Raw genomic sequence first — 23,938 nt, 5'->3', positions numbered from 1 at the left:
ACTGGAAACCGGCGATGAATCAGTTCATCATCATGTACGGTGATCGTGTATCACTATGATAAACAGCCACTTACACAGAAAATTTTACATACTCAAAAAATTTAGTTATTTTATAGATTCCCCCTGAGTTTAATCTTTCAATCATGCTTTATTACATAAATACTAATGTATTTTTACATTTGCCTGCCTTATCATTCGGCCTCATCAAGGAACTGATTAATAAGGGAATACCATGAATTATTTCGTCGCTACCTGTTTTGCTGCCATTTTGTCTGCCTCTGCTTATGCTGAAGTGAACCAGTTCAGCTACTTTAGCTTGTCTGCTGCTCAACAAACCTATGATGATGTACATTTTGCAACCCCGGAACAGCAACAACAGCTGGATCCTGCAAAATTTAACCAGAACGACTCAGGGACTGGATTCAGAGTTGCAGCTGGTTTCCAATTTAATGAATATCTGGCTCTGGAGCTTGGTTTTATAAGCCCGGCAAAAGCAGATTTTTCAATTTACACTGAAGCTACAGACACAGAAAAAAGAGAAACTCTTGTTGGTGGCGACTTAAAGGCTTTTGGTGCCGATAGCCGGCTTATCTTGTCTTATCCTTTTAATAACGACTGGTATGCGCGGGCTCAACTGGGCCTGGTGTGGCAACGCGCAACACTGCAGCAACTCAGCACTATAGTTCCCTATACAATGCAGGAAACTAAAACTACGGATACATCGACACTGCTGGCTGCAGGTGTTGGTTACAGTATCAATCGTAATTTGTCTCTGGCTGCTGATGTTGAACATGGTGAACTAATGGATTTTGATCAGCAAAGCTACAGGTTATCTTTGTTGTTTCGTTTTAATTAAACGCACCCGTACTGCCTGAGAACTCAGGCTCAAATCACTTTATCCCGTCGCTGCAGCAGAGTTAATACCTCAGCGTGCTGGGTGTGAGGAAACATATCAAACAACTGCACTTTAAGCAGTTGGTAGTCTGCGCTCAGCAAAGCTAAATCGCTGGCCAGAGTATCAGGATTGCAGCTGGAATAAATCAGCCATGCAGGTTGTAACGCCAGCACAGCTCTGCAAAGTTCTGAGCCCAAACCCCGACGCGGTGGATTGACCAGCAGCAGATCGGGTGTTTGTTCTGCCGCTTTGGCAAAAGCAGTGGCATCCAACGCCTGAAACTTTACTTCGGTAAGTCCAAGTTCAGCGGCAGAACGAGTTGCGCTGGCAATAGCTTTTGGCGCAATTTCAATACCTGTTAAAGCCCGAACCTGGCCTTGTGCTGAACTGACCAGATGCAAACCAAAACCACCCACACCACAAAACAAATCCCAAAGTCTGTGCCCTGGTAAGGGTTCTGCCCATTGTTTTGCGGTGGCATACAAAGCCGCAGCCACAGCGCTGTTGGTCTGGAAAAAACTTTGTGGCGTCAGATAAAGCGGGATACCGTTTAACTCTTCGCGTAACAACTCTTGTGGAGTCAGCACTATTTCTTCAGGCCCTTCCAATACGGCCATATGCACAGGCTGAAGATTGACGGAACAGACCTCAAGTTCAGGCCACTGCTGCTGCAACCAGGCTAAATGTTTTTGAATGGACGCCAGACAGTTTTTGGAGCGCAACACAAAACGCAGCATAAAACGACCTGAATGCTGACTTTGACTGAGTAAAATAAGCTTCAGCTCACCCTGCTTTTGCTCCAACTGATAAGGGGTTAAACCAGCGCGTTGAATAAAACTTTTGATCAAGACAAAAACAGGCTCAAAAGCTGGCGGATACAAAGGGCAGGCCGATAAATCCACAGGCTGTTGTCCATTCAGAATGCCCAGCACAGGCTCTTTTACAGTGCCGGACACCACCATTTTGGCTTTAGTACGAAAACCCTGTTCCTCGCTTGCTACTGCAGGCAGAAGTTCGGCTTCCGTAAAAGGTGCCATCAAAAGCGTCAGCTTCTGTTGTTTTTGAGCTAATTGTTCAGCATAAGGCACAGCAAGCTGGTTACAGGAGTGACAACGTCCGGCTAAAAACTCAACACAATTCATCGTCTCTCAACTGTACTCAAAGGCCTTTCAGGAATAGCCGCTATTTTACGACGTTAATCCAGGCCAAAGCCAGAAAAACTGCCTGGAGCAGCTACATCTGGCGAAACAAAGCCACGGCCTGCTGGTAATTTTGCAGCGCTAAAGCCGCATCATAACGCTCACCTTCATCACGCATAAAGGCATGCTGAGCATTGTATTCATACCAGCTGAATTGGACTTTGGCTTCGGTCAGTTGTTGATGCACTTTCTGCCGCCCTTCAGGTGACACATGAGGGTCCTGTTTGCCCCACACCATCACCAGTTCACCCTGAATATCAGCGGCACGGCTTAAGGTCTGCTGGCCTTCGCCGCAAGGCAAGGTATCACTGTGTAAATCTGTGGCATACAAACAATAGCTAGCTTTGATAGCCGGATTGAGCGCAGCACGAAATGCCAGATGGCCACCAATACAGACCCCCATAGCCCCCACTTCAGGCCGGACATAAGGCAGGCTTTTTAAATAATCCAGCATGGCCTGATTGTCGCTGTCATAACTTTCCAGCGGCTTAGTCCATTTGTCCTGATTGCCTTTGTCTTTGCCTGCATCGTCATAAGCAAGCACAGTGCCCAGCGGATTTAGCTCATGGAAAATTTCAGGCACCAGCACCACAAAACCATGGCTGGCAAGCATGGCCGCACTGCGGGCTATAGGAGCAGTCTGCTGAAATATCTCGGAATAAAACAAAATAGCCGGAAAGGTTTTGCCAGCAGTAGCAGCGGCCAACGGCTGGTACTGATACACCAGCATAGGCCCTGTTGGCGTAGTTAAAATGATGTTGCTGTGTTCAATTTGCATAAAAGAATCGTCTGCAGAGAAGGCTGGGCATCCATAATAAAGAGCTAAACACAAAGTCACCAGCTTGTTTTTTCTGTCAGTACAGTATTAATCAGCCATTCAGCTACTCTGCATACACTTAGCTTATCTCAATAAGGAGTTTATATGATTCAGTCCCGTTCATGGGTTGCAGCAGCAGTTTTGGCTTTGGGTATAGTTGCAGGCAGCGCTATTTTAGCCAATAGCCTGATCGAGTTCAGAGCTATGGAGCGCGTTGTTCAGGTCAAAGGTTTGGCAGAACGTGAGGTTGCCGCAGATACGGTGATTTGGCCTATCAAATTTAACGATGTCGACAATAACCTGACCACTTTAGTGGCTAATGTTGAGCGTAAAAACGAGCAAATTCAGGCATTTTTAAAGCTGCAGGGCTTTGGTCAAAACGAAATCTCTGTGGCCGTGCCACAAATAGTCGACCGTCAAGCTGGTTATTACGACCCCAATGCCAATCAAATGCGCTACACCGCCAGCTCCATTGTCACTGTGTACAGCCGCAATGTGGATTTAGTGCATCAGGCGATGGCGAAGTTATTGGAGCTTAGCAAAACAGGTATAGCTATTGCGGGCCAGGATTACGACAGTAAACCGGAGTTTATCTTCAGTGGTTTAAACGAGTTAAAACCCGACATGATTGAAGAGGCCACCCGCAATGCCCGTGAAGTAGCAACTAAATTTGCCGCAGATTCACAAAGTAAACTCGGCAAAATTAAAACCGCCAGCCAGGGTCAGTTCAGTATCAGTGACCGTGACAGCAATACGCCTTACATCAAAAAAGTCCGGGTGGTAGCGACTGTTGACTACTACCTGTCAGATTAGTAACGATTTACAGACGGAGCTTAAGATGAAAAAAGCATTGTTTCTGACCAGCAGTATTGCAGTTTTACTGACATTAACAGGCTGTGTGGTGCGTGGCCCCAGTATCTGGGTCGAACCACCAGGCTATTACGGCACTGCAGTGATAGTTGAACCCAGGCCCACTGTAGTAGTGGTTGAAGAGCGGCATTATTATCAGGACAGGCACTATCATAAAAAGCATAAAAAACAAAAACGTCACTATCATCGCCACCATTAAAACAACTTCAGGCCGCTATTGTACAATTTGCAGAATTCAAACTAAGCTACCAGAGCTAGTTTAAATAAAAGGGAAAATAATGCGTATCTATTCAGCTTTCATTGTTACAGCGGTACTGATCTCAGGTGTAACAGGCTGTGCAGTCAGAGGACCCAGTGTCACAGTAGAACCACCTAAAGTGATAATCCCCGGGGTGGTCGTTGAAGGTCATGGCAATAACAAACATTGTCCGCCGGGCCAGGCGAAAAAAGGTAAATGCTAGATTTTTGACTTTTTGACTTTTTGACTTTTTGATTTGGCAGGAAATGTGGAAAGACCGGAGCTTTGTGAAATCACTCAGCTCCGGCTTTTTTTTACCGCAGTACAAGGTTGTTTAAACCCCACTTCAAGTCAGCTTATAAAGCACGCTGAATACTGAAACTATAACTATGCTGTGGCAGCGGTGTCGCAACGCCCGTCTGGTAAGTGTCGACCTGCATTATGCCTTTGTCATTCAGGCTGAAGACTCTGAACATAGGAGTATGTTTGGTCTCATCAGGAATTTTGGTGCGCTCCAGGGCTGGAATATGTAAATAATGCACCTGACCTAGTTGCTTCGAATGCTCTGTTCTGTCCATATCCATATGTAAATCACCTGAAATAACCGCAACCAGATTGGGCTGAGCTATCACTTCTGCAAAGCCAGGATGGTGGATACCTTTTTCTGCATTTTCAGGATAAACCCCTGCCTGGGCGCCATGCACCACCAATAGCACTGGTTTGTTGTTTAAGCGTTTCATCTCGCCCAGGATCCAGCTGATGCCTTGATCGTTAAAATCACGACCATGGTCTGGTGATGCAAAAACCAAAGCTACTGCATCATACTCCAGTACATATTTAGGTGAATCCAGTGTCACTTTGCCCTGGTTCCACAGATTGGCGTACTGCATAAAACGCTCTACTGTACTGCCATGCTCTTCATTACCCATAATAGGGTAAAACGGCAATTTTAATTGCTGCAGTACTGGAGTCGCATTTTCATATTGGATTTCTGTGCCCTTGTGCGCTATGTCGCCCACCCCGACCACAAAGCTTAGCTTCAGAGGCTCTGTCAGCTGGTTCACGTCTGCTACAGCAGCGGCCACATTAGGAAATTGAGGTTCAGGTTTAGGTTCGGCATCACCCAGCACAGCAAAAGCCAGCACCACTGAACCAGCTTCTGCTGGTGTTGCTGTTGCTTCTGCTGGCGCTGTTACTGCTGCAGCCTGGGTCTGCGGCTTTTGTTGTTGCCGCTCTGTCGATGAATCAGCCGGAGAACAAGCACTCAGCAAAACACTGAGTACCAGAGGTACAAAAAGGCTGAAATGAGTTTTCATAAATAGTCCCGTTAAAAGTGTGGTGGTTAATTAAAATGGAACATGCCTTTAAAGCTGCTGGGAATTAATCCTGTCCAGCGTTTAAAGGCACGGCGAAAGTTGTGTTCATCTGAGTAGCCCAGCTTCAGCGCCAGTTGGCGGTTGGAATACTGGCCTTGTTGCAGCAGATTGCGGGCAGCATCACGGCGTACTTCATCGATCAAACGGGCAAAATTAGTGTCATGCCGACTGAGCAAACGTTTGAGTGTGCTATTGCTCAGCCCCAAGGCCGAAGCCACCTGTTCCTGACTCAACAACTGTGGCAAAGCACGCTGTTGCAACCGACAAATACTCTCCAGCACCCCCCGCTGTTTTATCAACACATGGTTCAGTTGACGGCAGGTTCGCCTGGCCGCTTTAAATTGCGCAGGATCTGCATCATGAAATGCGTGCTGCCACAGAGGCAGCGGAATACGTAATGTGTCGCAGGGCTGATTAACACTCAGCTCACAGCCCCACAACTGATGCTCTGCGCTATCCTGCTGCAACTGCACACTGACGCCGGTCAAAGAGCCCAATTGCTGTTTAATCAGACTCAGCAACAAGGAGCAGACAATGGTCAGCATAAATGGCTGCTGCGCAGCTAAACCCAAAGCTGCTTTAAACTCAATCACTATATGGTCATTTTGTTGGTAAAGCCGGGCATACAGACCCGGAAACAACTGATGACGGAAATAATACAAATGGCACAGTGCCTGCTTCAGGTTTTTTGCATACTGCAAACTTTGGCAAACGGCAATATAGCGGCTGTTTAGCATGGCGTTGCCCAATAAAAAAGGCAGCTCAGGGCTTTTTAGCTGATGCTGACAATTGCGCAATAACTTCAGCCAGTCTGCATGGTGCAGCCGTCCATGGGGCCTTTGTAAATCCTGCTCAAAAATACTGGTGCCACTTAATAACTTATGCAGTTCGACGCCACGACGCTGAGCCAAAGCCAGCAGCTCTGTGCAGCCATGTTGCAGCAACAGAATTTTGTCGTGAGAATCAAAGTGGCGTGCTGACATCAGACAGGCTGCAATCTGAATTCAGTGCCCTGTTTAGAGGCGGCTAACATCTGAAGCGCGGCCTGCAACGCAGCAGAGGCTGAGTCCTGACTCACTTGCATCACAGCCATAGTTAAATCAGGCTTATTTTCTTCATCCGTCAACTGCACCACCTGTTGCTGCAGATGCTGCGCCATAATCTGAGCCGCAGCTGCTGCGGTATCGGGTAAAACCGCAACAAAACAATCTCCGCTGTAGCGACATACCACATCACTGTGGCGCAACTGACTTAACAGCAACTCACTCAGTTGACTCAAATAATGATCACCAGCCGCTATACCATTACGTCGGTTAAAATCGGCGAAGTTATGAATATCCAACACTAACAGGCTTAATGGCTGACGCTGGCTTTGATGTAATTCAACTTCCCTTTGCAATACAGCTAATAAATACTCGCTGCCATAGAGCTGAGTTAAAGGGTCAATCAATTCATGATTGCGTAAAAACAACTCCCGGCCACGCAATTGCCTGTTAATAGCCCGCTGTTCCCTGTGCCAGCCAATCAAACCATAAGTTAAAATCAGCATTCCCACTGGCGCAGGTAATGACTCCAGCCAACTCATCAGGCGCACATCTTCAGGGTACTGGATAAACTCGTCCAATAAATCGAGAAAATAGGAATACACTAACAGCAAGCTGCCATAGTACAGCCACTCGGTCACCCTTCCTGCCGGACGACTGCTGACAATTAATCCCAACCAGCCACAAGCAACCAGTAAAGTCGTGCCTTCTCCAAGTACATCCACCCAATCAAACTCATAGCTTTGTTTTGCATCACCACAATAAAACGCGAGCAATAAACCGCTGAGTAAAAGCAGCAGGCTACATACCAATTTATACCGATGTTGACGCCACATCATTCTCAGATCCAGGCAAATAAAAATCATTTTGCGGTTGGCGCATGACAGTTACATGACAAAGTGAAGCGCTGAGCGTATCAGGCTGAGCGGTAAAGACCCGGGTCAGCAGCGCTCAGCCGGACTTATTCTGAAACGGCGTTTTGTCACAGAGCAACGGCAGACTGGCTAACAGGTTTAATAAGTCCACTGAGAGCTAAAATGAAACTGAACTATAGTCCCAACCTGCTTGCGTTTGCCGTTACTTTGGCCTGCAGCACAGTATCCACCTCATTATTGGCCGATGCCGATGTACAAGGCCGGATCACAGATAACCGTAATAGCTTGCTGGCAGGAGCACAGGTCAGTATTCCTGAACTTAAATTGCGCCGCACTACAGGTGCCGATGGCAGCTTTCATTTCAGACAGTTACCTGCAGGAACTTATACGTTGCAAGTCAACTACTTAGGTGCAGCACCACAAAGCCAGATACTGGTGGTTGCGGATACGCAGCAACGACTGGCGGATATCAAACTTCTATCGGCAAGCAATTCTGTTGAACATATAGAAGTGGTGGGCCAATCAGGGGCGATCAGCAAAGCGTTAAACCGCCAGCGTAACGCCAACGGCATTTTAACTGTGGCCAGCACAGATGAAATGGGGCAGTTTCCAGACAGCAACGTCAGCGAAGCATTGCAACGCCTCGCAGGTTTATCTGTAGAACGGGATCAGGGCGAAGGCCGTTTTGTCCGGGTTCGGGGTTTGGCTCCGGACTACAATGCAGTGACTTATAACGGCACTCAACTGGCTGCTCCTGAAGCGGGCCGCCGTGCCGTGGCTTTGGATGTCATTCCTTCTGATTTACTTGAATCGGTGGAAGTAAATAAAACCCTGACTCCGGATATGCCGGCAGGCTCTTTGGGCGGCACAGTAGAAATCAAAAGTTTATCTGCCTTTGATCGCAGCGATGACTTTTATTCCGCCACTGTGGAAGCTGGCCATAACGAACTACAGAGCAAAACCAGCCCTAAAGTTTCAGGTGTGATCAGTAAAATCATGGATCTAGGTGGCGAAACTGATGTCTTTGGTGTGGCTTTGGCTGCCAGTTTTGCTGAACGTAAGTTTGGCTCTGAAAACGTTGAAAGTGGCGGCGCCTGGGATTTTGAAGAAGGTCTGGAAGAATTTGAATTACGGGATTACAGCATCAGTCGTGAACGCCTGGGTGTGGCACTGAATCTGGACTACAGACCAGGCAATAACAATGACTATTACCTGCGTACTTTGTACAGCCGCTTTAGCGATACAGAAGAACGTCAGGGCATGATCGTTGAACTGGCTGATCCGCTTTTTGCAGGCGATACAGGTGAAGCAGTGCTGATCCGTTCCTTAAAACAGCGGGAAGAAACTCAAAGTATCAGTGCTTTTGTACTGGGCACCAAACAGACATCTGGGGACTGGCAATGGCAACTGGAAGCCGGTGCCAGCAAAGCAGATGAAGATACGCCTTTTAATATTGGCGCCGCCGACTTTGAGCGGGAATTTGACGAAGGCGTAGGTTACAGCGGCAGCACTATTTTGCGTCTGACAGCACCAGCAGAAGCTTATCTGGCTGAGGGCTATGAGTTAAAAGAAGTCGAAATGGGCGATACCTATGCCAAAGAGACAGAACGTAATATCAAATTTGACCTGAGTCGCGAATTTACCCAAAGCCAGGGCACTATGCTGCTCAAAAGTGGCGCTAAATTCAGCCAGCGTGAAAAAACAGCGGACGAAGATATCTGGTTGTTTGAAGATTTTGAAGACTTAGGCGTCGCTGCATTGAGCATGGCCGATTATGCCGGTGGACAGGTGGATTATGGCCTGGGCACTATGGGGCAAGCCGTCAACAGCAACGACATCTATCAGTTGGTGAACAGCCTGAAGCGCGATGATTTTGTAGATGAAGTCGAGTCACGAATTAATGACTACCAGGTAGACGAAGATATCAGCGCCGCCTATTTTATGGCGCAGTGGGAACGCGATAACTGGCAGCTCATCACTGGTGTGCGTTATGAATATGAAAAACGTGATGCTGTGGGCAGCCGTTATGACGCCATCAACGAGACCTTTAGTGCCAATCAGGTGAAAAACTCTGAAGGCTATTGGTTACCAGCAGTAGTTGCACGTTATAACCTGTCGGAGCAAAGCATAGTGCGTGCTGCTTTCAGCACAGGTTTGGTAAGACCAAACTTTGAGCAACTGTCACCCGCCTTTTTGCTGGAAGAAGATGACGACGAGCTGGAAGCTGCTTTTGGTAACCCTGAATTAGAAGCTCTGACATCAAACAATTTTGACCTGGGCATTGAACACTACGCAGATAAACTGGGTGTGTTGTCGGCCATGCTGTTTTACAAACAAATTGACAACTTTATCTATGAAGCCGACCTGGCTGGCCGTGGAGAATACGCCGATTTTGCTGTGGCAGAAACCTATGTCAACGGCGGTAAAGCGGATTTATATGGTATTGAACTGAATGCTGTGCATAAAGTTTCAGGTTTCGGCAACTGGCTGGATAACCTGCTGGTATCAACAAATCTGACGCTGACGGATTCAACCGCCGATATTGAATGGTTTGATGATGGTACTTTATTCAGTCGTGAAGTGGCCTTACCCAGCCAATCGGATAAAACCGCTAACCTCAGCCTGGGTTATGAAACCGACGTAGTGAGCCTGCGACTTGCTGCTAACTATAAATCTGATTATCTGGCTGAAGTGGGTGACATCACGGACAAAGAGTACGACGTGTACGCCGATGACCATATGCAGGTTGATTTCACCAGTAAATGGACAGTGCAACCAGGCATGCAGCTGTACTTTAATGTCGTCAACCTGAATGACGAACCTTATTACGCGTATACAGGGCGTAAGCCTTATAACTTCCAGTATGAACAGTATGGCCGCACCTTTGTGCTGGGTCTGCAAATCACTAACTGGTAAGTAAGGACAACATCATGATATCGACTACAAATTTTTTTAAATTAAGCACCATAGCGCTGGCGCTGACCACTGTACTGAGTGCCTGTCAGGCCGATCAGGCAAAGCAGCAAGTAGCAACTTCTGCTTCTGCGCCTGCAGCTTTGAAGATCAAAGCCAGTCATTACCATCAGGTGCAGGTTGCAGGGCAAGAGTACCAGATTTTCACTGATGGTCAGGGCTTACAGATCAAGCTGGGCGAAACCCAACAAAGCAGCCACAGCGGCAGTTTTAACCGTCTGACCCTACAGCCACTTTCAGCCGACAGCCTGCTGCTGGCCGCTATGGACAGTAACGACAATAGCTTGTACTTGTGGCGTTTTTCGCCAAAAGAACAAAAGCCTTTAGTGCTGATGAAGCAACAGCTGATCAGCAGTAGAGTGGTTGAAGACTTGTGTTTTTATCAGAGCCACGAAAATCAGCAATTGAGCTTATTTTTACTGGGTGGCCGCGGTGGTGCTGACCAATTATTGCTGCAACAAAAGCAAGAGTGGCTGGCAGAGCCAGTGGTGATCCGTGAACTGAATGTGCCTTATGACAGCAAAGCCTGCGCTGTAGACCAACAAACTGCAGCACTGTACATAGCGGAAGCAGACAGAGCTATCTGGTCTTATCAGGCTGAGCCTGAAGCAGATGAAGGCCGCAGCTTAGTCCAGGTCAATCAGCCATTTGGTCAGCTGCAAGGTGAAATTTCAGGCTTGCAGCTGCTGCCAGACAGCAGCCTGCTGGCGTTGGAAGCAGAACCTGCCAGACTGCTGCATCTTAGCAGTACAGGTCAGGTGATCCACCACAGTTCAATACCAGCTTTCGCTGAAGCCACTGGTTTATCAGTCCGTGTAAAAGGCAACAGCACAACAGCTTATATCAGCAATGAAGATGCAGACGCGGTGCAAAGTCTGACACTGCCGACAGCAACAACTGCAGTTGCAACAGCAAAACCAGCCATGGTGCAGGTGCAACCAACGCTGCAAACCGAAGCGGCCAGCCAGCGTGGTGATGTGATGGATGACCCTGCGGTATGGCACCATCCTTCCCAACCAGAGCTGAGCCTGATCCTCGGCACCGACAAACGCGCTGGCCTTGATGTGTACAGTATGCAAGGCAAGCGAGTGCAACAACTGGCCGTCGGGCGCTTAAATAATGTGGATCTGCGTTACAATTTAAGCTGGCAAGGAAAAAAACATGACATCGCCGCAGCCAGTTTACGCGATGACAACAGCCTGCAACTTTTTGCTATTGATCAGCAAGGGAAATTACATAATGCCGGTAAAGTGCCAACCTCAATGCAAGATATTTATGGTCTGTGCATGTACCAGGATGCCAAAACTGGCACCCCTTACGTTTTTGTTAATGATAAATCTGGCTTAATTGAGCAATACCGCATCGACAGCAATGGCACAAACTGGCAAGGCACTTTAGTGCGTTCTTTGCAGGTGCCAAGTCAGCCTGAAGGCTGTGTTGCCGATGACAAGCGCGGTATTTTATTTGTTGGCGAAGAAGATGAAGGAGTATGGCGTTTTGCAGCAGGTGCAGAAGCCAACAGCACAGGTGAAAAAATCATACTGGTGGATGGCAAACGTCTGGTCGATGACGTAGAAGGCATAGCGCTGGCTGAACACAATGGAGCCAGCTATCTGGTGGTTTCCAGTCAGGGCAACGACAGCTATGTGATTTACGATGCAGCAGCTCCTTACACTGAACGTCTGAGATTCAGAGTGACCACAAATCCACAATTGGGCATAGATGGCGCTTCTGAAACCGATGGTCTTGAAGTGACTACCCGCTCTTTGGGTCCGGGTTTTGAACAAGGTGCTTTGATAGTGCAGGATGGCCGCAACCGGATGCCGGAGCAAGGCCAGAATATGAAACTGGTGCCCTGGCATAGCTTGCTGCAAGAGTTGGAGAAGTCAGGGCAAAACAAATAAGCTGAGTGAAATAACTCTTTAGCAGAGTGAATACAAAAAGCAGCAGAGCGACTGGTCAAAGTCAAAAAACCAGTCGCTTTTTTATTTTATGTAGCAACACTTAAAGGCCTCTTCACTACATCTATTAGTCTGCTGAACTTGTTTTATCGGGAAAATATCCTTTACTTATTGCGCTTTTAACAGAATCACGACATGCTTAAGTTAAGTAAATGCCCCAAGCAAGGATGTTGCGCATGACTATAGATCAATCCTCTATCCTGATCGTCGATGACGTCAGTTCAGTTCGTTATTTCTTAAATCAAAATTTACGTATTATGGGCGCTGAAAAAGTGTCAGAAGCCAGTACAGGGCAACAAGCTTTAATGGCTATCAGCACTGATCATCATGATGTGATTTTTTTGGATATTGAATTACCGGACAGTAACGGTCATGAGCTGTTAGGTCGCATTAAAGCATTGGATCCCCAGTGCCATGTGGTCATTATGTCAGCACACAGCACTGTGGAAAATGTAAAACGCAGTGTTGAAGGAGGAGCCAGTGGTTTTATGGCAAAACCTTTTACCCCACAAAAAATTCAGGCAACGATGAATCGTATCTGCAACTTGCCCCAGGCCCAATCCGCTTAAACGGATTTTGGCTTTAACGCCTGGCCGCTGAATTCAATACCATCCCAGCCGTATTGCATAAACTGCCTGATATTGGCGTGATCTGAGCCTGCCGGGCTGGATAATACATCCACACGGTAATAATCACCAAACATCTGCAAAGCCTGAGGCTCTGACAAACGGTGCAGCAAGGCAAAAGCTAAAATCTTGCAAGAGCCATTATTCTCACCGGCCGCATTGTGTTTATCGCCGTTCTGAAACGCAGTTTCAGTAAAGTCATACAAGTGATCAATCAACTCTATGCTTTGCTGAAAGCTAATGCTGTCTGGATCTGTCGTCAACTGGCGGAAAAAATTTTCTAACATGATTAAACCCTGATTAAAGTTTGTACAATCCTGGCCGATATAGTCGTTAAGCCCAAGTCAGAGGGGAGCCAAAATGCAAATCCTCAGCATCAAGCAACAACAGAACTCCAGCAGTCAGCAGTTATTGTATTCAGGTCGCACTGTGAGTCCAGAGCAAAATGACCGCTTAACTGTAACAAAGGATAACAGAAGTTTAACTCAGACTGCTCTGTTACCTTCGGCTAATGTGATTTCTTCTGAAAATATGCCAGCGTCAAAAGCCGCAGATGTGAAAGAAGCGAAGAGTGACGATGGTCTTTTTAACGCAGTGTACTCCATTGGCACCATCAAACGTTTGCTGGAACAACTGACAGGCGAAGAGCTAAAAGGCTGGCTAGACCCGGCAGAATTAAACCAGGCTCTGAATGGCCCGGTCACCACAACGCAGCCAGGCCCGATTGAAAATCAAAATGCTTCAGGCGTCACCATTCGTGAGTGGTCCTATAGGTACGAAGCCGTCAGTGCTGATTTTTCAGGTTCAGTCGCGCTGGAGGATGGCAGCAGTTTTAGCTGGTCGATGCAATTTTCCATGAGCTATGAAGAATTCAGCTACAGCGAACGCACAGAACAGCCAATGAAAGACCCGCTGGTCATGAGTTTTAACGGCCGCCCTGTTGAACTGACAGGCCAGACTACAGCTTTTCGCCTGACAGATAATGCCAGGCAGATTCAGCAACTTGCACAAGGCCAGTATTATCTGGTTCAAGACAGCAATGCCAATGGCGTGGTGGATTCAGGCAGCGAATTATTTGGCCCCACCACAGGCAAAGGTTTTGCTGAACTGGCCGCTTTTGATCAAGACCAAAATGGCCTGATCGATCAACAAGATCCTATCTGGCAAAGCCTATGGTTATGGCGCCCTGAAGAAAAAGGCTTGTACAGCTTAAAAGAGATGGGCGTCACAGCCCTGAGTGTCGATTCTGTTGCTACTCCTTTTACCTTAAGGCACAAAGACGAAATACAAGGCCGACTGGAGCGCAGCTCGATTTTTATCACTGAAGATAAAGAGGTGGGCTTATTGCAGCAGATTGATTTAAAGGTATAAGTGGCGTATTGGCTCTGCCTGACTGCATAAAGCTGAACTGACAGCTATAAACTGCTGCAAACTATCAGTTGCGCTACTAAAAAAGTAGCTATAAACTTCCGCTATCAAATCAATAGCAAATATGCTTAGCTAAAAGCGGGAAAACTATGTTTCTGGTAGATATGAAATTTTTAGATATGGACAAAATCACAGTTGAACTAACTCAACAGCATAAGGCTTACCTTGAGCGCCAATACCAGTCTCATACACTGCTGTTTGGTGGCCGTAAAGTGCCACGAACCGGCGGCATACTGTTATCCCAACATGCAACAGAACAAGAGTTAAGGCAGGTGTTAGATGCAGATCCCTTTATTCAAAGCGGAGCTGTAAGTTATTCAATTACTCAATTTATTCCCGTAATGGCGTCAAAAGACTATACACAAATCTTAGAACAGTCAGGCAACTGAGGGTTCAGCCCGGTGCTGTGAAGCTTACCAGTACCGGCGGCTGGCTCCATCTGTTACAAATCTGCTAGCATAGCGCCATCATCTGTTACAACCTGAGTTTGAGTGTTATGGCAAAGCCAATTGTGCCTCACCAACCAGTCCGGGGCTCTGACTCCGGCATTCCCATTATGGCTGCTTTTGACCTCTTAGGTCAGAAGTGGACTATGCGGATTTTATGGCAGTTAAACCAAAATCCTATGACGTTCAGGCAATTACAGCTAGCTTGTGGTCAGGTGGCTCCCTCGATGCTGAACAGCAGAATCAAACAACTGAAACTGGCTCAGTTGCTGCTTATGACTGATGCTGGCTACGAGTTAACTCAGACTGGCCAGGCTTTAGTTAAAGCACTGGATCCATTAAGAGACTGGTCGCAACAATGGGCTGAGGTTGTGCAGCAGAAGTCTGCACATTTTTAATACAAAAGTTATCAGGTGCAATAAATTCCCTCACTTCACTTTAAAAAACTCTGTACCGCAGCTTAATCCGCTGTGGGAGTCTGCAACGGCAAAGTGATATAAAAAGTACTGCCCTGCCCCTCCACACTGTCAAAACCTATAGTGCCGTTCATCCTCTCCATCAGTTCTTTGCAGATACTGAGTCCCAAACCCGTGCCGCCACGCTGGCGGGAATCCGAGCCGTCGGCCTGAGCAAACTTCTGGAAAATCCGCGAGCGAAATTCCTGCGAAATGCCTGGGCCCTGATCGCACACCTTGATCAGTACCTCATGATCCCTGAGGCAAGCACTCAATTGCACCACAGTACCTGGAGCTGAAAACTTCACAGCGTTGCTGATTAAGTTACTCAGAACTTGTTGCAGACGCTGGTGATTTACACTTACCAGCACAGTTGCAGGCAGTTCGTGCAGGTTAAGGCTGAGACCTACAGAAAAATTGTCGGCATAGCCCTGATTTTGGGCCAGTGCCTGTTCAAGAAGTTCGCGTAAATCGGTGAGGCTAAGAGGCAAGCTGGCTTCGCCCAATTCAAGTTTCTCGATATCCAGAATGTCATTCACCAGCAATACCAGACGTTCGGTGTTTTTCTGTGCGAGGCGCAGCATGGTGCCGGCAGTTTCAGGAATAGATCCGAGCACGCCAGCATTCACCAGTTCAAGGGAGCCTTTAATGGAGGTCAGCGGGGTTCTGAGCTCATGGCTGACGGTAGCAACAAATTCGCTTTTCAGCCGTTCTACCTTTTTCCGTTCACTGATGTCATGCAACAGGCAGATAAACCAGATGTGCCCAGGCAAGGCATAACTGCTCAGGCTGATTTCCAGTTCCAGTAGTTTTTTTTCAGCAGTCACACCTGCAGCCTCGATAGAACGTCCTTGCCGGTTCTGCAAAAAGAGTGGACTGGCTTGATGCAATTCGGGCAACAAAGTGCCTATATGTAGTCGCTGGAATTGTTTGTAGCCAAACAGCTGCTGTGCGGCGGCATTGGCGCGTTCAATGCTCCCTGAAGAGTCGAAGATCAGTATGGCTTCGGCGGCATTGTCCAGGATCCCACTCAGTTCCAAAGTCCGTTGCCGGACCAGTCGCCTTACTTGTTCGGCCCGTCCTGTCACAGACAACAGAAAACCACCCAGCAGACTACACAACAACAAACCTCCGGCCAGAATGGCCCAGGGTTGCAAACTGCTCTGGGTGCTTAGGAACTGCTCGCTGGGCAATACTTCCATACTGAACCGGCGACCGGCAATATCAAAGTCTTGCTGCCATACCAGTGGTGCTGCATAGGCAGGAAGTGCTGTTGTCAGCTTGCTGAAAACAACCTGTGCATGGCCGTCAGTGATGTCGTCAACCTTTAGTTGGAAACTGTCTGCCGGATAGTCACTCAGGGAAGACTCAATCACATCCGCTATATGCAAAACAGCCACCACATAACCTCGCAGTGAGCTGCGGCGTTCGCTGACAGAAGTTGGTGCTTGTGCTTTTGTATAAACCGGATAAAACAACAGCATGCCAGTCTTTCGCATCTGATCCTGAACCAGCTCCAGCGGAGCTGTCAGTTGTGCAGTAGCACTGTCGGCCGCGAGATGCATAGCACTTCGACGTAAAGGATCTGACCCCACATCGTAACCTGGTGCATTGAGATTTTTTTCCAGTGGCTCGATAAAAGTGATAGGGAAATAGTCTGTTCTGTTCGCTGCTGGCACCAGTAGATCATTGTCATTGAGTTCGCTGATCACCACGCCAAGGGGACTGCTGGTCTGGATCCCGGCTTCAAAAGACTGACGTTGCTCTGAAGTCACTCTGGCATTCCAGCTCAGAGCCCGGATCCCTGGATGATTTTTCGCCATGGCATCAACAAAGATGGCAAATTCTTGTTGGCTAACCTCATCTGATGCAGCAAAAAATCGTTCTATTGGCGCAACCGAACTGCCATACAAGGCAATGCGCGATTTGACGCTTTGTGCCATTAATTTGGATTGTTCATGAAAGCGCTGTTGTAGCCTGTTTTGCTCTCCTTCACTGGTGCGGAAAAACAGCAGCATCATCAGCGCACAACTGAGCACTAATGGCAGGCCTACAGTAGCGGCCCTGCTACGCCATAGTTCACGCGGCTTGGCAAAAAGAATAAAGACCAGCGGTGTGGCAATCATAACCCCTATGCTGTCGCCTATCCACCAACTCCACCAGCTGAATATGGTTTGGGCAGGGGTAATAATCTGATGAAAGTACAACACCCAGGTTCCTATGCTTGCACTGATCAGGCAAGTCAGTGGCCCGCCGATAAGAAGCAGCAACATAATGCTGCGGTCTTCCGTGAAAGGATTAGGGAAGCTAAGCCTTTGACGGATCAACCATGAAGCACAGAGACACTGGACTGTAGTGCCCAAAGCTATACCGCAGGCGACAGGCAGGTGTTGCCAGCTTAATTGTTCGAAACTGTTGGCTGCTATGCTCAGGTTAAGCAAGGTAGAGCCAAGAAAAACTCCGATCAACATAGGGTAACCCCAGATCAGCACAGCGGCCAGAGCAATCCCCACCGGAGGAAAAATAGCACTGATAAAGCCCGGAGGTACCGCCAGCAGCATTGCCAGTTGACCGCTGAGCAGGTAAGCAAAAGACAGCAAAGCGATTTTTCCGCTAAAGGAAAGCACATGCATGATGGGGGTTGGTATGGTCAGGTTCAGTGCTGTCATCTGCTACCGCATTTCGCTGAAAAGGTAAGCCTTGCATTGCCCAACCAGGTGAAGGCATGCACAGCTTTAATTTGACTAAAACAACGTTTTTCCGCCTTGTGATTATTTGATTCAGCGTAGCGGTTTGCACCAACAATGATTGACTGTTTGTCAGCAACTTATATTCAATTCAACGATCTCAATCCTAAGATAGCTCAAGCCACAAACTTCAGCCAATAAATCCAGTGTGCTGCAGACAGATTGAGTTATTTTTGGCTGCCGTTTCAGATAAAAACAAAAACAGGGCAAGACTTTGGATCTTACCCTGCTTTCATTAAGCCACCACTTTGCGGCAATTTAATTACTGCGGACAAGCCCCCAGTTGCCAATAACCGCTGCTACTGGACGATAAAACACTGACACCCCAGGTGGAACCTGCCAGTGCTGTATTGCTGCCGGTCGCGAAGTAATTTGGCGTATAAATATTGCCGGTGCTGTAAGCGCGGCCTGCCAGTTTGTGGCTGTAGTTATTGGTACTGAACTGCACACAATCTGCCGGTGGAGGTGGTGTTGGATCGCCACCATCGTCCCCTCCGCCTGTACTGCTGCAACTTTGAGTGGGGCCGAAACAACTGGCGTCATTATCCTGCCAGCGACATTGATTGCCTGTCACTAACTGCTCACGCAATATAAAACTGGCGGTGCTGTATTCCAGATAACAGTTGGCATAGTTGGTGTAGTTCAACCGGCCCGCAGCAATGTGCTGATCCAGAGTCGCGTTTTGTCCTGCATCTATGCTGAAGTTAACTAATTCCGAACTTAGCAAGCCTCCGGCATCCAGTGCTGTGACTAAGGCCGTATTGTTACCGCCAGCCAGAGCACAACGCTGGGCACTAAATAAATCGCCGTTCAAAGTGGCAACCACAGTGCCAGTACTGAATTCCACGCTCACTGAGGCTAAATCACGATTCAGATCAAATACCCGCCCTGTGACTGTGGCACATTGGCCATTTACAACAACGGCCAGCTCACTCAGCTCTGGTGCAGTGGCTGGAGGAGGTGGACCCAGTAAAACAGAGGAGCTGTAGGACTCACTGTCCAAACCTTCGCTGTCAGTGGCTGTCACTGTCACTTGATACCAGTCATTGGCTAAAACCGGGCTGGTCAGGCTGAAGTTGCCTGCGGTGTCCGGCACTGTGCCGGCATTCACAATCTGGTTTATGCTGTTAGTAAAACTGGCGTTGACACTGATGGGATCTGCGTCGGCATCTGTTGCTTTACCACTAACGCTGATTTGATTTGCACTCTGGCTTACACTGATAGTCGTCAGTTCTGGCGCACTATTGCGATTTACCCTTTGGTTATTGTCACTAAAATATTGCCCCAGATAACTGGCATAGTTAATACCGTTGCCATTGATATAAGAACCGCTGGCACCCTGACCACCAGACCAGGCGTGATCCACATTATTGAGCCACAACATAGACACCCGGCCATTTTGCCACAACGTTTCATCTGCAGTCCGGCCCGTGCCGTTGCTGATCAGATTTTCGCCATTGATTCGGCTTACATTGTATAAATCAGCCATGCCTGTGGCATTTTGCTCGTTATAGCAAAGATTCACTGTGGTGTCGTTACGGCCATGGGCAACAGAGGCTATTTGGCTGCTAAAGTGACTGGCATAACTGCCAGCGTATTGACTGCAACGCGCTGCAACATCCGCGGTTTCACAAGGCCCAAGAGCACCATTAGAACTGGTGCCTATGCTTGGGCCTGCACTTACCCCTACACCTGCAAAAATATCAGGTGCAATACAAGCTGTGGTATGGGCAAAAGAGGCTCCTGAGGATAAACCGGCAATATAGACCTGGTTCGGGTCTATCTGATAACCAGGGGTGGCCATTAAGGCAGTTGCCAGGTTGATCAGATTTTTATAGTCGCCACTGCTGCGGTTTCTGGTGCCCTGCCAGTAGGACCAGCAGCCAAAACCCGCTTTATTCATTGCATCAGGTACTGCGATCACTAAACCATGTTGCTCAGCAGCTTGCGCCAGATTGGCGGTTAAATATGCATCAACCGACTGAGTACAGCCATGCAATACCAGCAGCAAGCCCCGGCCCTGACCAATAGAAGATACTGAATCCGGGGTATATAAATGTACTTTGTTAAAGCCGCCAACAGCATGATTTTGTTGCCAGCTACCGGCCAAAGCAGGTGAAGAGAAGAGGCCCAGCGCTAACAGAGCCGCCAGAGGGTAAGAGTATTTTTGCACTTTGTCTGTTCCTTATCTTTATTGTTTTGATGAACACCGAAGCAACGCAGCCCTTCCCTGTTTGTTCATTAGCAACTACAGCAGCAGGCTTTGGCGTGAAAAAAACTATAGATGGAACAGCTAAAAAGCGCGGTAGTACTTTAGTGCTGTGACAAAAGCAGGAGAGATAAAGCTGACAGATCAAGGGCGCAACATTGCGCCCTTGATCTGTTACCAGAGTTTACTTAGCCGCAGTTAAGGTCACATAGCTATTGATCAGATTACGATAATCCGGAATATGATTTGAAAACAGCTGGCCCAAACCATCCACATCGTTACGCCAGTCACGGTGCAACTCACAAGCCACACCAAACCAGGTGATCAACTGGGCACCGGCTGAGGACATTCTGTCCCAGGCAGAATCACGGGTTAACTCATTAAAAGTGCCGGACGCATCAGTCACCACAAAAACATCAAAACCTTCAGCTAACGCAGACAAGGTTGGGAAAGCCACACAAACTTCAGTAACGACACCAGCGATAATCAGCTGTTTTTTGCCCGTAGCTTTAACTGCTTTGACAAAATCATCGTTATCCCAGGCATTAATTTGTCCTGGTCTGGCGATATAAGGGGCATCCGGGAAGGTATTTTTAAGTTCAGGTACCAGCGGGCCATTAGGACCCTGTTCAAAACTGGTGGTCAGAATAGTAGGTAAATTAAAGTATTTGGCCAAATCAGCCAGTGCCAATACGTTATTTTTAAATCGATCCGGGTCTATGTCACGCACCAGTGATAATAAACCTGTCTGGTGGTCAACCAAAAGCACAGCAGCATTGTTTTTATCCAGTCTTACATAAGGCTTGTTCATCAGTATTTCTCCTATGGTACAAAGGTTAGCCAGCGCTAGCCATCACACAAGCTTAAAACCAATGCGAAAACACGGATAGACTATTAAACTATGACTCATCGTTCTGAAAATAGAACTCTGAAGGATTATAAAAATGCAGGATCTAAACGACTTGTATTACTTCGTGCAATCCGTAGAGCACGGTGGTTTTGCTCCGGCAGGCCGGGCTTTGGGTATAGCTAAATCTAAACTCAGCCGACGTATTGCATTGCTGGAAGATCGGTTGGGGGTACGTCTGCTACAGCGTTCCACTCGTCATTTTATCGTGACCGAAGTAGGCCAACGTTACTATGAGCATTGCCGCGCTATGCTGGTGGAAGCTAACGCTGCGCAGCAACTGATTGACGAGCTGGCAGCTGAACCTGCCGGTGTGGTGCGACTCACCTGCCCTGTGGGCCTGCTGCACTTTCATGTCAGCGCTATGTTATCGGAGTTTATGCTGCGCTACCCTAAAGTACAGGTCCATCTGGAAGCCACCAACCGCAGAGCTGACGTGATGGCCGAAGGACTGGATCTGGCATTGAGGGCAAGGCCATTACCACTTGAAGACAGTGAGCTGATTTTAAAAGTGCTATCCGACCGGGGTCAGTGTCTGGTCGCCGCCCCTTCTTTGATCGCTCAGTATGGCACACCACAGGATCCGGATGATCTCAGTCTTTTTCCCGCTATGAGCAGAGCCAGACCTGAAGAGATACATAGTTGGCAGTTGTGTCATGCTGATGGTACTCAGGTAAACCTGACCTTTACGCCACGTTATATCACCACAGATATGCTGACCCTGAAAATGGCTGCTCTGGCTGGTGTAGGCATAGTACAACTGCCACAACTTATGCTGACAACAGAACTGGCAGATGGCCGTTTAATTCGGTTACTACCCGACTGGGAGCCGAGGCGCGAAGTGATCCATCTGGTCTATCCGTCACGGCGAGGTCAGCTCCCTTCAGTTCGGGCACTGATAGATTTTTTTGCTGAAAAATACCAGACGATCAATGAAAATTAATTCCGGACTTGCAAAGGCAGTATGAAATCTCAGCTTTAACCATCAGGCTAATTGCTGTTTGAGTACATCCACCACGGACTGAAACTCTGTCTTGTTTTTTTCATTTAACGCAATGAGTGCTTCGTGTGCATGCAGAATCATCAGGCCTTTTTGCTGATCGCTGTAGGGCTGAGCCTGAACACTGTTCATATCCACAGCATGGTGCGTAGGCTGTTGTACTATATCAAAAGCCTGATCCAGACAGAGGCTAAACAGCAGTTCGTTGACCTGGGGCTGGGTGGAAAACAAGGTAGGTTTTGGCAATTGCTGCTGCTGACAATAACGCGCCAGACTGGCCAGTAAACCTATATAGGTGCTGTCCATAAAGCTGGCTTCGTTTAAGTCCACCACCAATTGTTTACACTGCAGTTTTGCAGAAAACAGCCGTTCAACCAAATCGTCCATGCCAGTGGCATTGGTGTAACGCAGCTCGCCACATAATTTGAAATAACAGCAGTGTTCCACGCAGGCGAACAGAATTTGATCTTGTGGTGTCGTCATAGTTTTACTCTTTATTTGCGTGAGTGCCGGGTTAACTTCAGTATAGTTAAATCGTCTGGTAAAGGTTGAGTTGGATCTATAGCTAAAGTCTTAAGCAAAGCGGCAATGTCGTTTTGTTCTGCACTGACCTGCATTAAATGCTGCAGTTTCTGCTCCGTGTTTTGTTGTGGCAATACATCTAACACACCGTCGGACCACAAAACTAAGCTGCTGTTTTCCTGTATCAACAAGCGTTGGTTCGTGTAATGAGCAAAATCAAACATACCCACTGGGGTACTTTTTAATTCCAGATAGCTGCCATGCTGCTGTTGCACTAACAAAGGCCAGGGAAAAGCTCCAGCATTGGCATAGGTTATTTCTGCAGTCCGGGTGTCCAGCACCGCATAAAACAGCGCTATGTATTTGCCGATTTTTTCCTTCAACAGCTCTTTGTTTAATTCAGCCAAAACAGTAGCGGGGTCAATAATATGGTCGCAGGTGCCACGCTGATAACGTTCCAGTTTAGCGCTGATAAAACGCTTCAGATACACAGTCACAAAGGCGGATGCCACGCCGTGACCTGACACATCGGCAATATAAAACGCCACCTTATGCTCATCGACCGCAAAGTAATCGACAAAATCACCACTCATAAATTCAGATGGATATAAGGCATGGCAAAACTGATACTCAGCACAATGGAAACTTGGCGGCGGTAACATTTTAAACTGCACCTGCTTGCCGGCTTTTTCGCCCGCTTCCAGTTCCGCCAGAGAATGCTGTAATTGCTGATTACTGCTCTGCAATTGCTCTGTTCTGGCCTGGACTTGCTGCTCAAGGCTGGCGTTCAGCTGAGCCAACTGCTCAATCGCCATATAGGCTCTTAATGCAGACACCACACTGGTGGTCAGGCGCTGCACTGTCAGTTCAGTTTTAGAGCGGTAATCATTGATATCATAATCAAGCACTATACGATGCTCAGGCGCCTGACCCGGCTGACCTGTACGCAAAATAATACGCACCAGCTGGTTTTGTAGTTGGTCACGAATGTAACGTACCAGTACAAGGCCGGCATCGTCAGTTTCCATCACGACATCCAGCAGTATCAGCGCTATATTGCTGTTCGTTTCCAGAATATCCCGGGCTTCGGCGGCACTGTAAGCACTGATAAACTGCAGTTTATGCTGCAAAAAAGTAAAATCACGCAGCGCTAATAAGGTGATCTGATGTATTTCTGGCTCATCATCAACAATAAGCACTGTCCAGCTGGGTTGCTGATCGTCATCCGCTTCAGCATCAACGGCAAACAACAGTTCATCGTCATCAGAGCCTTGAGTGGGCTGGGCATTAAAGTGTTGTTCCATACAGCTTTCCTTCACATTAATGTCTGTTCGCACGAGTTGAAGAAGTG

21 protein-coding genes are annotated in these 23,938 nt (G+C 47.7%); 10 read left to right on the top strand and 11 right to left on the bottom strand.

Annotation, left to right across the window (positions count from 1 at the left end; translation table 11 throughout):
• The first annotated feature begins 232 nt into the window (after window positions 1-232).
• Window positions 233-856, top strand: coding sequence for an outer membrane beta-barrel protein (locus tag J2W69_RS18290; protein ID WP_310281184.1), 624 nt, complete (start codon window positions 233-235; stop codon window positions 854-856).
• A gap of 29 nt (window positions 857-885) precedes the next feature.
• Here J2W69_RS18290 and rlmC read toward each other — a convergent pair whose 3' ends face one another.
• Both rlmC and J2W69_RS18280 read right to left on the bottom strand, forming a co-directional pair.
• Window positions 886-2,037 carry a 23S rRNA (uracil(747)-C(5))-methyltransferase RlmC gene (gene rlmC, locus J2W69_RS18285; protein WP_310281182.1) on the bottom strand — a complete coding sequence of 384 codons (1,152 nt, stop codon included), beginning with the start codon at window positions 2,035-2,037 and terminating at the stop codon, window positions 886-888.
• A gap of 91 nt (window positions 2,038-2,128) precedes the next feature.
• The gene (locus tag J2W69_RS18280; protein WP_310281180.1) at window positions 2,129-2,872 is read right to left on the bottom strand and encodes a dienelactone hydrolase family protein; all 744 of its coding nucleotides are present in this window, start codon (window positions 2,870-2,872) and stop codon (window positions 2,129-2,131) included.
• Between the two features lie 144 nt (window positions 2,873-3,016).
• Here J2W69_RS18280 and J2W69_RS18275 point away from each other — a divergent pair, with 144 nt between their 5' ends.
• Both J2W69_RS18275 and J2W69_RS18270 read left to right on the top strand, forming a co-directional pair.
• A complete protein-coding gene (locus J2W69_RS18275; RefSeq protein ID WP_310281178.1) occupies window positions 3,017-3,724 on the top strand; it encodes an SIMPL domain-containing protein in 708 nt (235 codons plus the stop codon).
• A gap of 25 nt (window positions 3,725-3,749) precedes the next feature.
• Entirely contained in the window at window positions 3,750-3,980 is a 231-nt protein-coding gene (locus J2W69_RS18270) for a lipoprotein (RefSeq protein ID WP_310281176.1), read from the top strand.
• Window positions 3,981-4,375: 395 nt separating this feature from the next.
• Here the strand turns inward: J2W69_RS18270 and J2W69_RS18265 are convergent, their stop codons facing one another.
• From J2W69_RS18265 to J2W69_RS18255, 3 genes are read right to left on the bottom strand one after another with little or no spacing between them, the layout of a single operon-like run.
• Window positions 4,376-5,335, bottom strand: coding sequence for a metallophosphoesterase family protein (locus J2W69_RS18265; protein ID WP_310281174.1), 960 nt, complete (start codon window positions 5,333-5,335; stop codon window positions 4,376-4,378).
• Between the two features lie 26 nt (window positions 5,336-5,361).
• Complete coding sequence (locus J2W69_RS18260) at window positions 5,362-6,378, bottom strand: helix-turn-helix transcriptional regulator (protein ID WP_310281172.1); 1,017 nt, start codon at window positions 6,376-6,378, stop codon at window positions 5,362-5,364.
• Complete coding sequence (locus J2W69_RS18255) at window positions 6,378-7,277, bottom strand: GGDEF domain-containing protein (protein ID WP_310281170.1); 900 nt, start codon at window positions 7,275-7,277, stop codon at window positions 6,378-6,380. Before J2W69_RS18255 ends, J2W69_RS18260 begins: the two co-directional genes overlap by 1 nt.
• A gap of 198 nt (window positions 7,278-7,475) precedes the next feature.
• Between J2W69_RS18255 and J2W69_RS18250 the strand changes: the two genes are divergently transcribed.
• From J2W69_RS18250 to J2W69_RS18240, 3 genes are all read left to right on the top strand, one after another.
• Complete coding sequence (locus J2W69_RS18250) at window positions 7,476-10,229, top strand: TonB-dependent receptor (RefSeq protein ID WP_310281168.1); 2,754 nt, start codon at window positions 7,476-7,478, stop codon at window positions 10,227-10,229.
• Window positions 10,230-10,243: 14 nt separating this feature from the next.
• Complete coding sequence (locus J2W69_RS18245) at window positions 10,244-12,190, top strand: phytase (protein ID WP_310281166.1); 1,947 nt, start codon at window positions 10,244-10,246, stop codon at window positions 12,188-12,190.
• 233 nt (window positions 12,191-12,423) lie between these two features.
• Entirely contained in the window at window positions 12,424-12,816 is a 393-nt protein-coding gene (locus tag J2W69_RS18240; RefSeq protein ID WP_310281164.1) for a response regulator, read from the top strand.
• On the opposite strand, the gene J2W69_RS18235 is transcribed toward J2W69_RS18240, so the two are convergent.
• Window positions 12,813-13,160, bottom strand: coding sequence for a HopJ type III effector protein (locus tag J2W69_RS18235; protein ID WP_310281162.1), 348 nt, complete (start codon window positions 13,158-13,160; stop codon window positions 12,813-12,815). The two genes, J2W69_RS18240 and J2W69_RS18235, sit on opposite strands and share 4 nt — an antisense overlap.
• A 73-nt stretch (window positions 13,161-13,233) precedes the next feature.
• On the opposite strand from J2W69_RS18235, the gene J2W69_RS18230 reads away from it, so the two are divergent.
• The 3 genes from J2W69_RS18230 to J2W69_RS18220 all read left to right on the top strand — a co-directional run bounded on the left by J2W69_RS18230 (window position 13,234) and on the right by J2W69_RS18220 (window position 15,145).
• Complete coding sequence (locus J2W69_RS18230) at window positions 13,234-14,244, top strand: hypothetical protein (RefSeq protein WP_310281161.1); 1,011 nt, start codon at window positions 13,234-13,236, stop codon at window positions 14,242-14,244.
• Between the two features lie 146 nt (window positions 14,245-14,390).
• Window positions 14,391-14,690: a YciI family protein gene (locus J2W69_RS18225; RefSeq protein WP_310281159.1), complete on the top strand. Its 300-nt coding sequence runs from the start codon at window positions 14,391-14,393 to the stop codon at window positions 14,688-14,690.
• A 107-nt stretch (window positions 14,691-14,797) separates the two neighbouring features.
• Window positions 14,798-15,145, top strand: a complete 348-nt coding sequence (locus J2W69_RS18220; protein ID WP_310281157.1) for a winged helix-turn-helix transcriptional regulator — start codon at window positions 14,798-14,800, stop codon at window positions 15,143-15,145.
• Between the two features lie 62 nt (window positions 15,146-15,207).
• Here J2W69_RS18220 and J2W69_RS18215 read toward each other — a convergent pair whose 3' ends face one another.
• The 3 genes from J2W69_RS18215 to ycaC form a co-directional block, all read right to left on the bottom strand.
• A complete protein-coding gene (locus J2W69_RS18215; protein WP_310281155.1) occupies window positions 15,208-17,871 on the bottom strand; it encodes a CHASE domain-containing protein in 2,664 nt (887 codons plus the stop codon).
• Between the two features lie 340 nt (window positions 17,872-18,211).
• Window positions 18,212-20,122 (bottom strand): extracellular catalytic domain type 1 short-chain-length polyhydroxyalkanoate depolymerase, encoded by a 1,911-nt coding sequence (locus J2W69_RS18210; RefSeq protein ID WP_310281153.1) that lies wholly within the window; start codon window positions 20,120-20,122, stop codon window positions 18,212-18,214.
• Window positions 20,123-20,342: 220 nt separating this feature from the next.
• The gene (gene ycaC / locus J2W69_RS18205; RefSeq protein WP_300930576.1) at window positions 20,343-20,969 is read right to left on the bottom strand and encodes an isochorismate family cysteine hydrolase YcaC; all 627 of its coding nucleotides are present in this window, start codon (window positions 20,967-20,969) and stop codon (window positions 20,343-20,345) included.
• A gap of 133 nt (window positions 20,970-21,102) precedes the next feature.
• Between ycaC and J2W69_RS18200 the strand changes: the two genes are divergently transcribed.
• A complete protein-coding gene (locus tag J2W69_RS18200) occupies window positions 21,103-22,008 on the top strand; it encodes a LysR family transcriptional regulator (RefSeq protein ID WP_310281151.1) in 906 nt (301 codons plus the stop codon).
• 42 nt (window positions 22,009-22,050) lie between these two features.
• On the opposite strand, the gene J2W69_RS18195 is transcribed toward J2W69_RS18200, so the two are convergent.
• Window positions 22,051-22,548, bottom strand: a complete 498-nt coding sequence (locus tag J2W69_RS18195; RefSeq protein ID WP_310281149.1) for an STAS domain-containing protein — start codon at window positions 22,546-22,548, stop codon at window positions 22,051-22,053.
• An 11-nt stretch (window positions 22,549-22,559) separates the two neighbouring features.
• Entirely contained in the window at window positions 22,560-23,891 is a 1,332-nt protein-coding gene (locus J2W69_RS18190) for a PP2C family protein-serine/threonine phosphatase (RefSeq protein ID WP_310281147.1), read from the bottom strand.
• Between the last annotated feature and the right edge of the window lie 47 nt (window positions 23,892-23,938).

This window comes from Rheinheimera soli, from assembly GCF_031457405.1.
Lineage (GTDB): Bacteria > Pseudomonadota > Gammaproteobacteria > Enterobacterales > Alteromonadaceae > Pararheinheimera > Pararheinheimera soli_A.
This window is presented reverse-complemented; position numbering and strand designations above follow the sequence as displayed.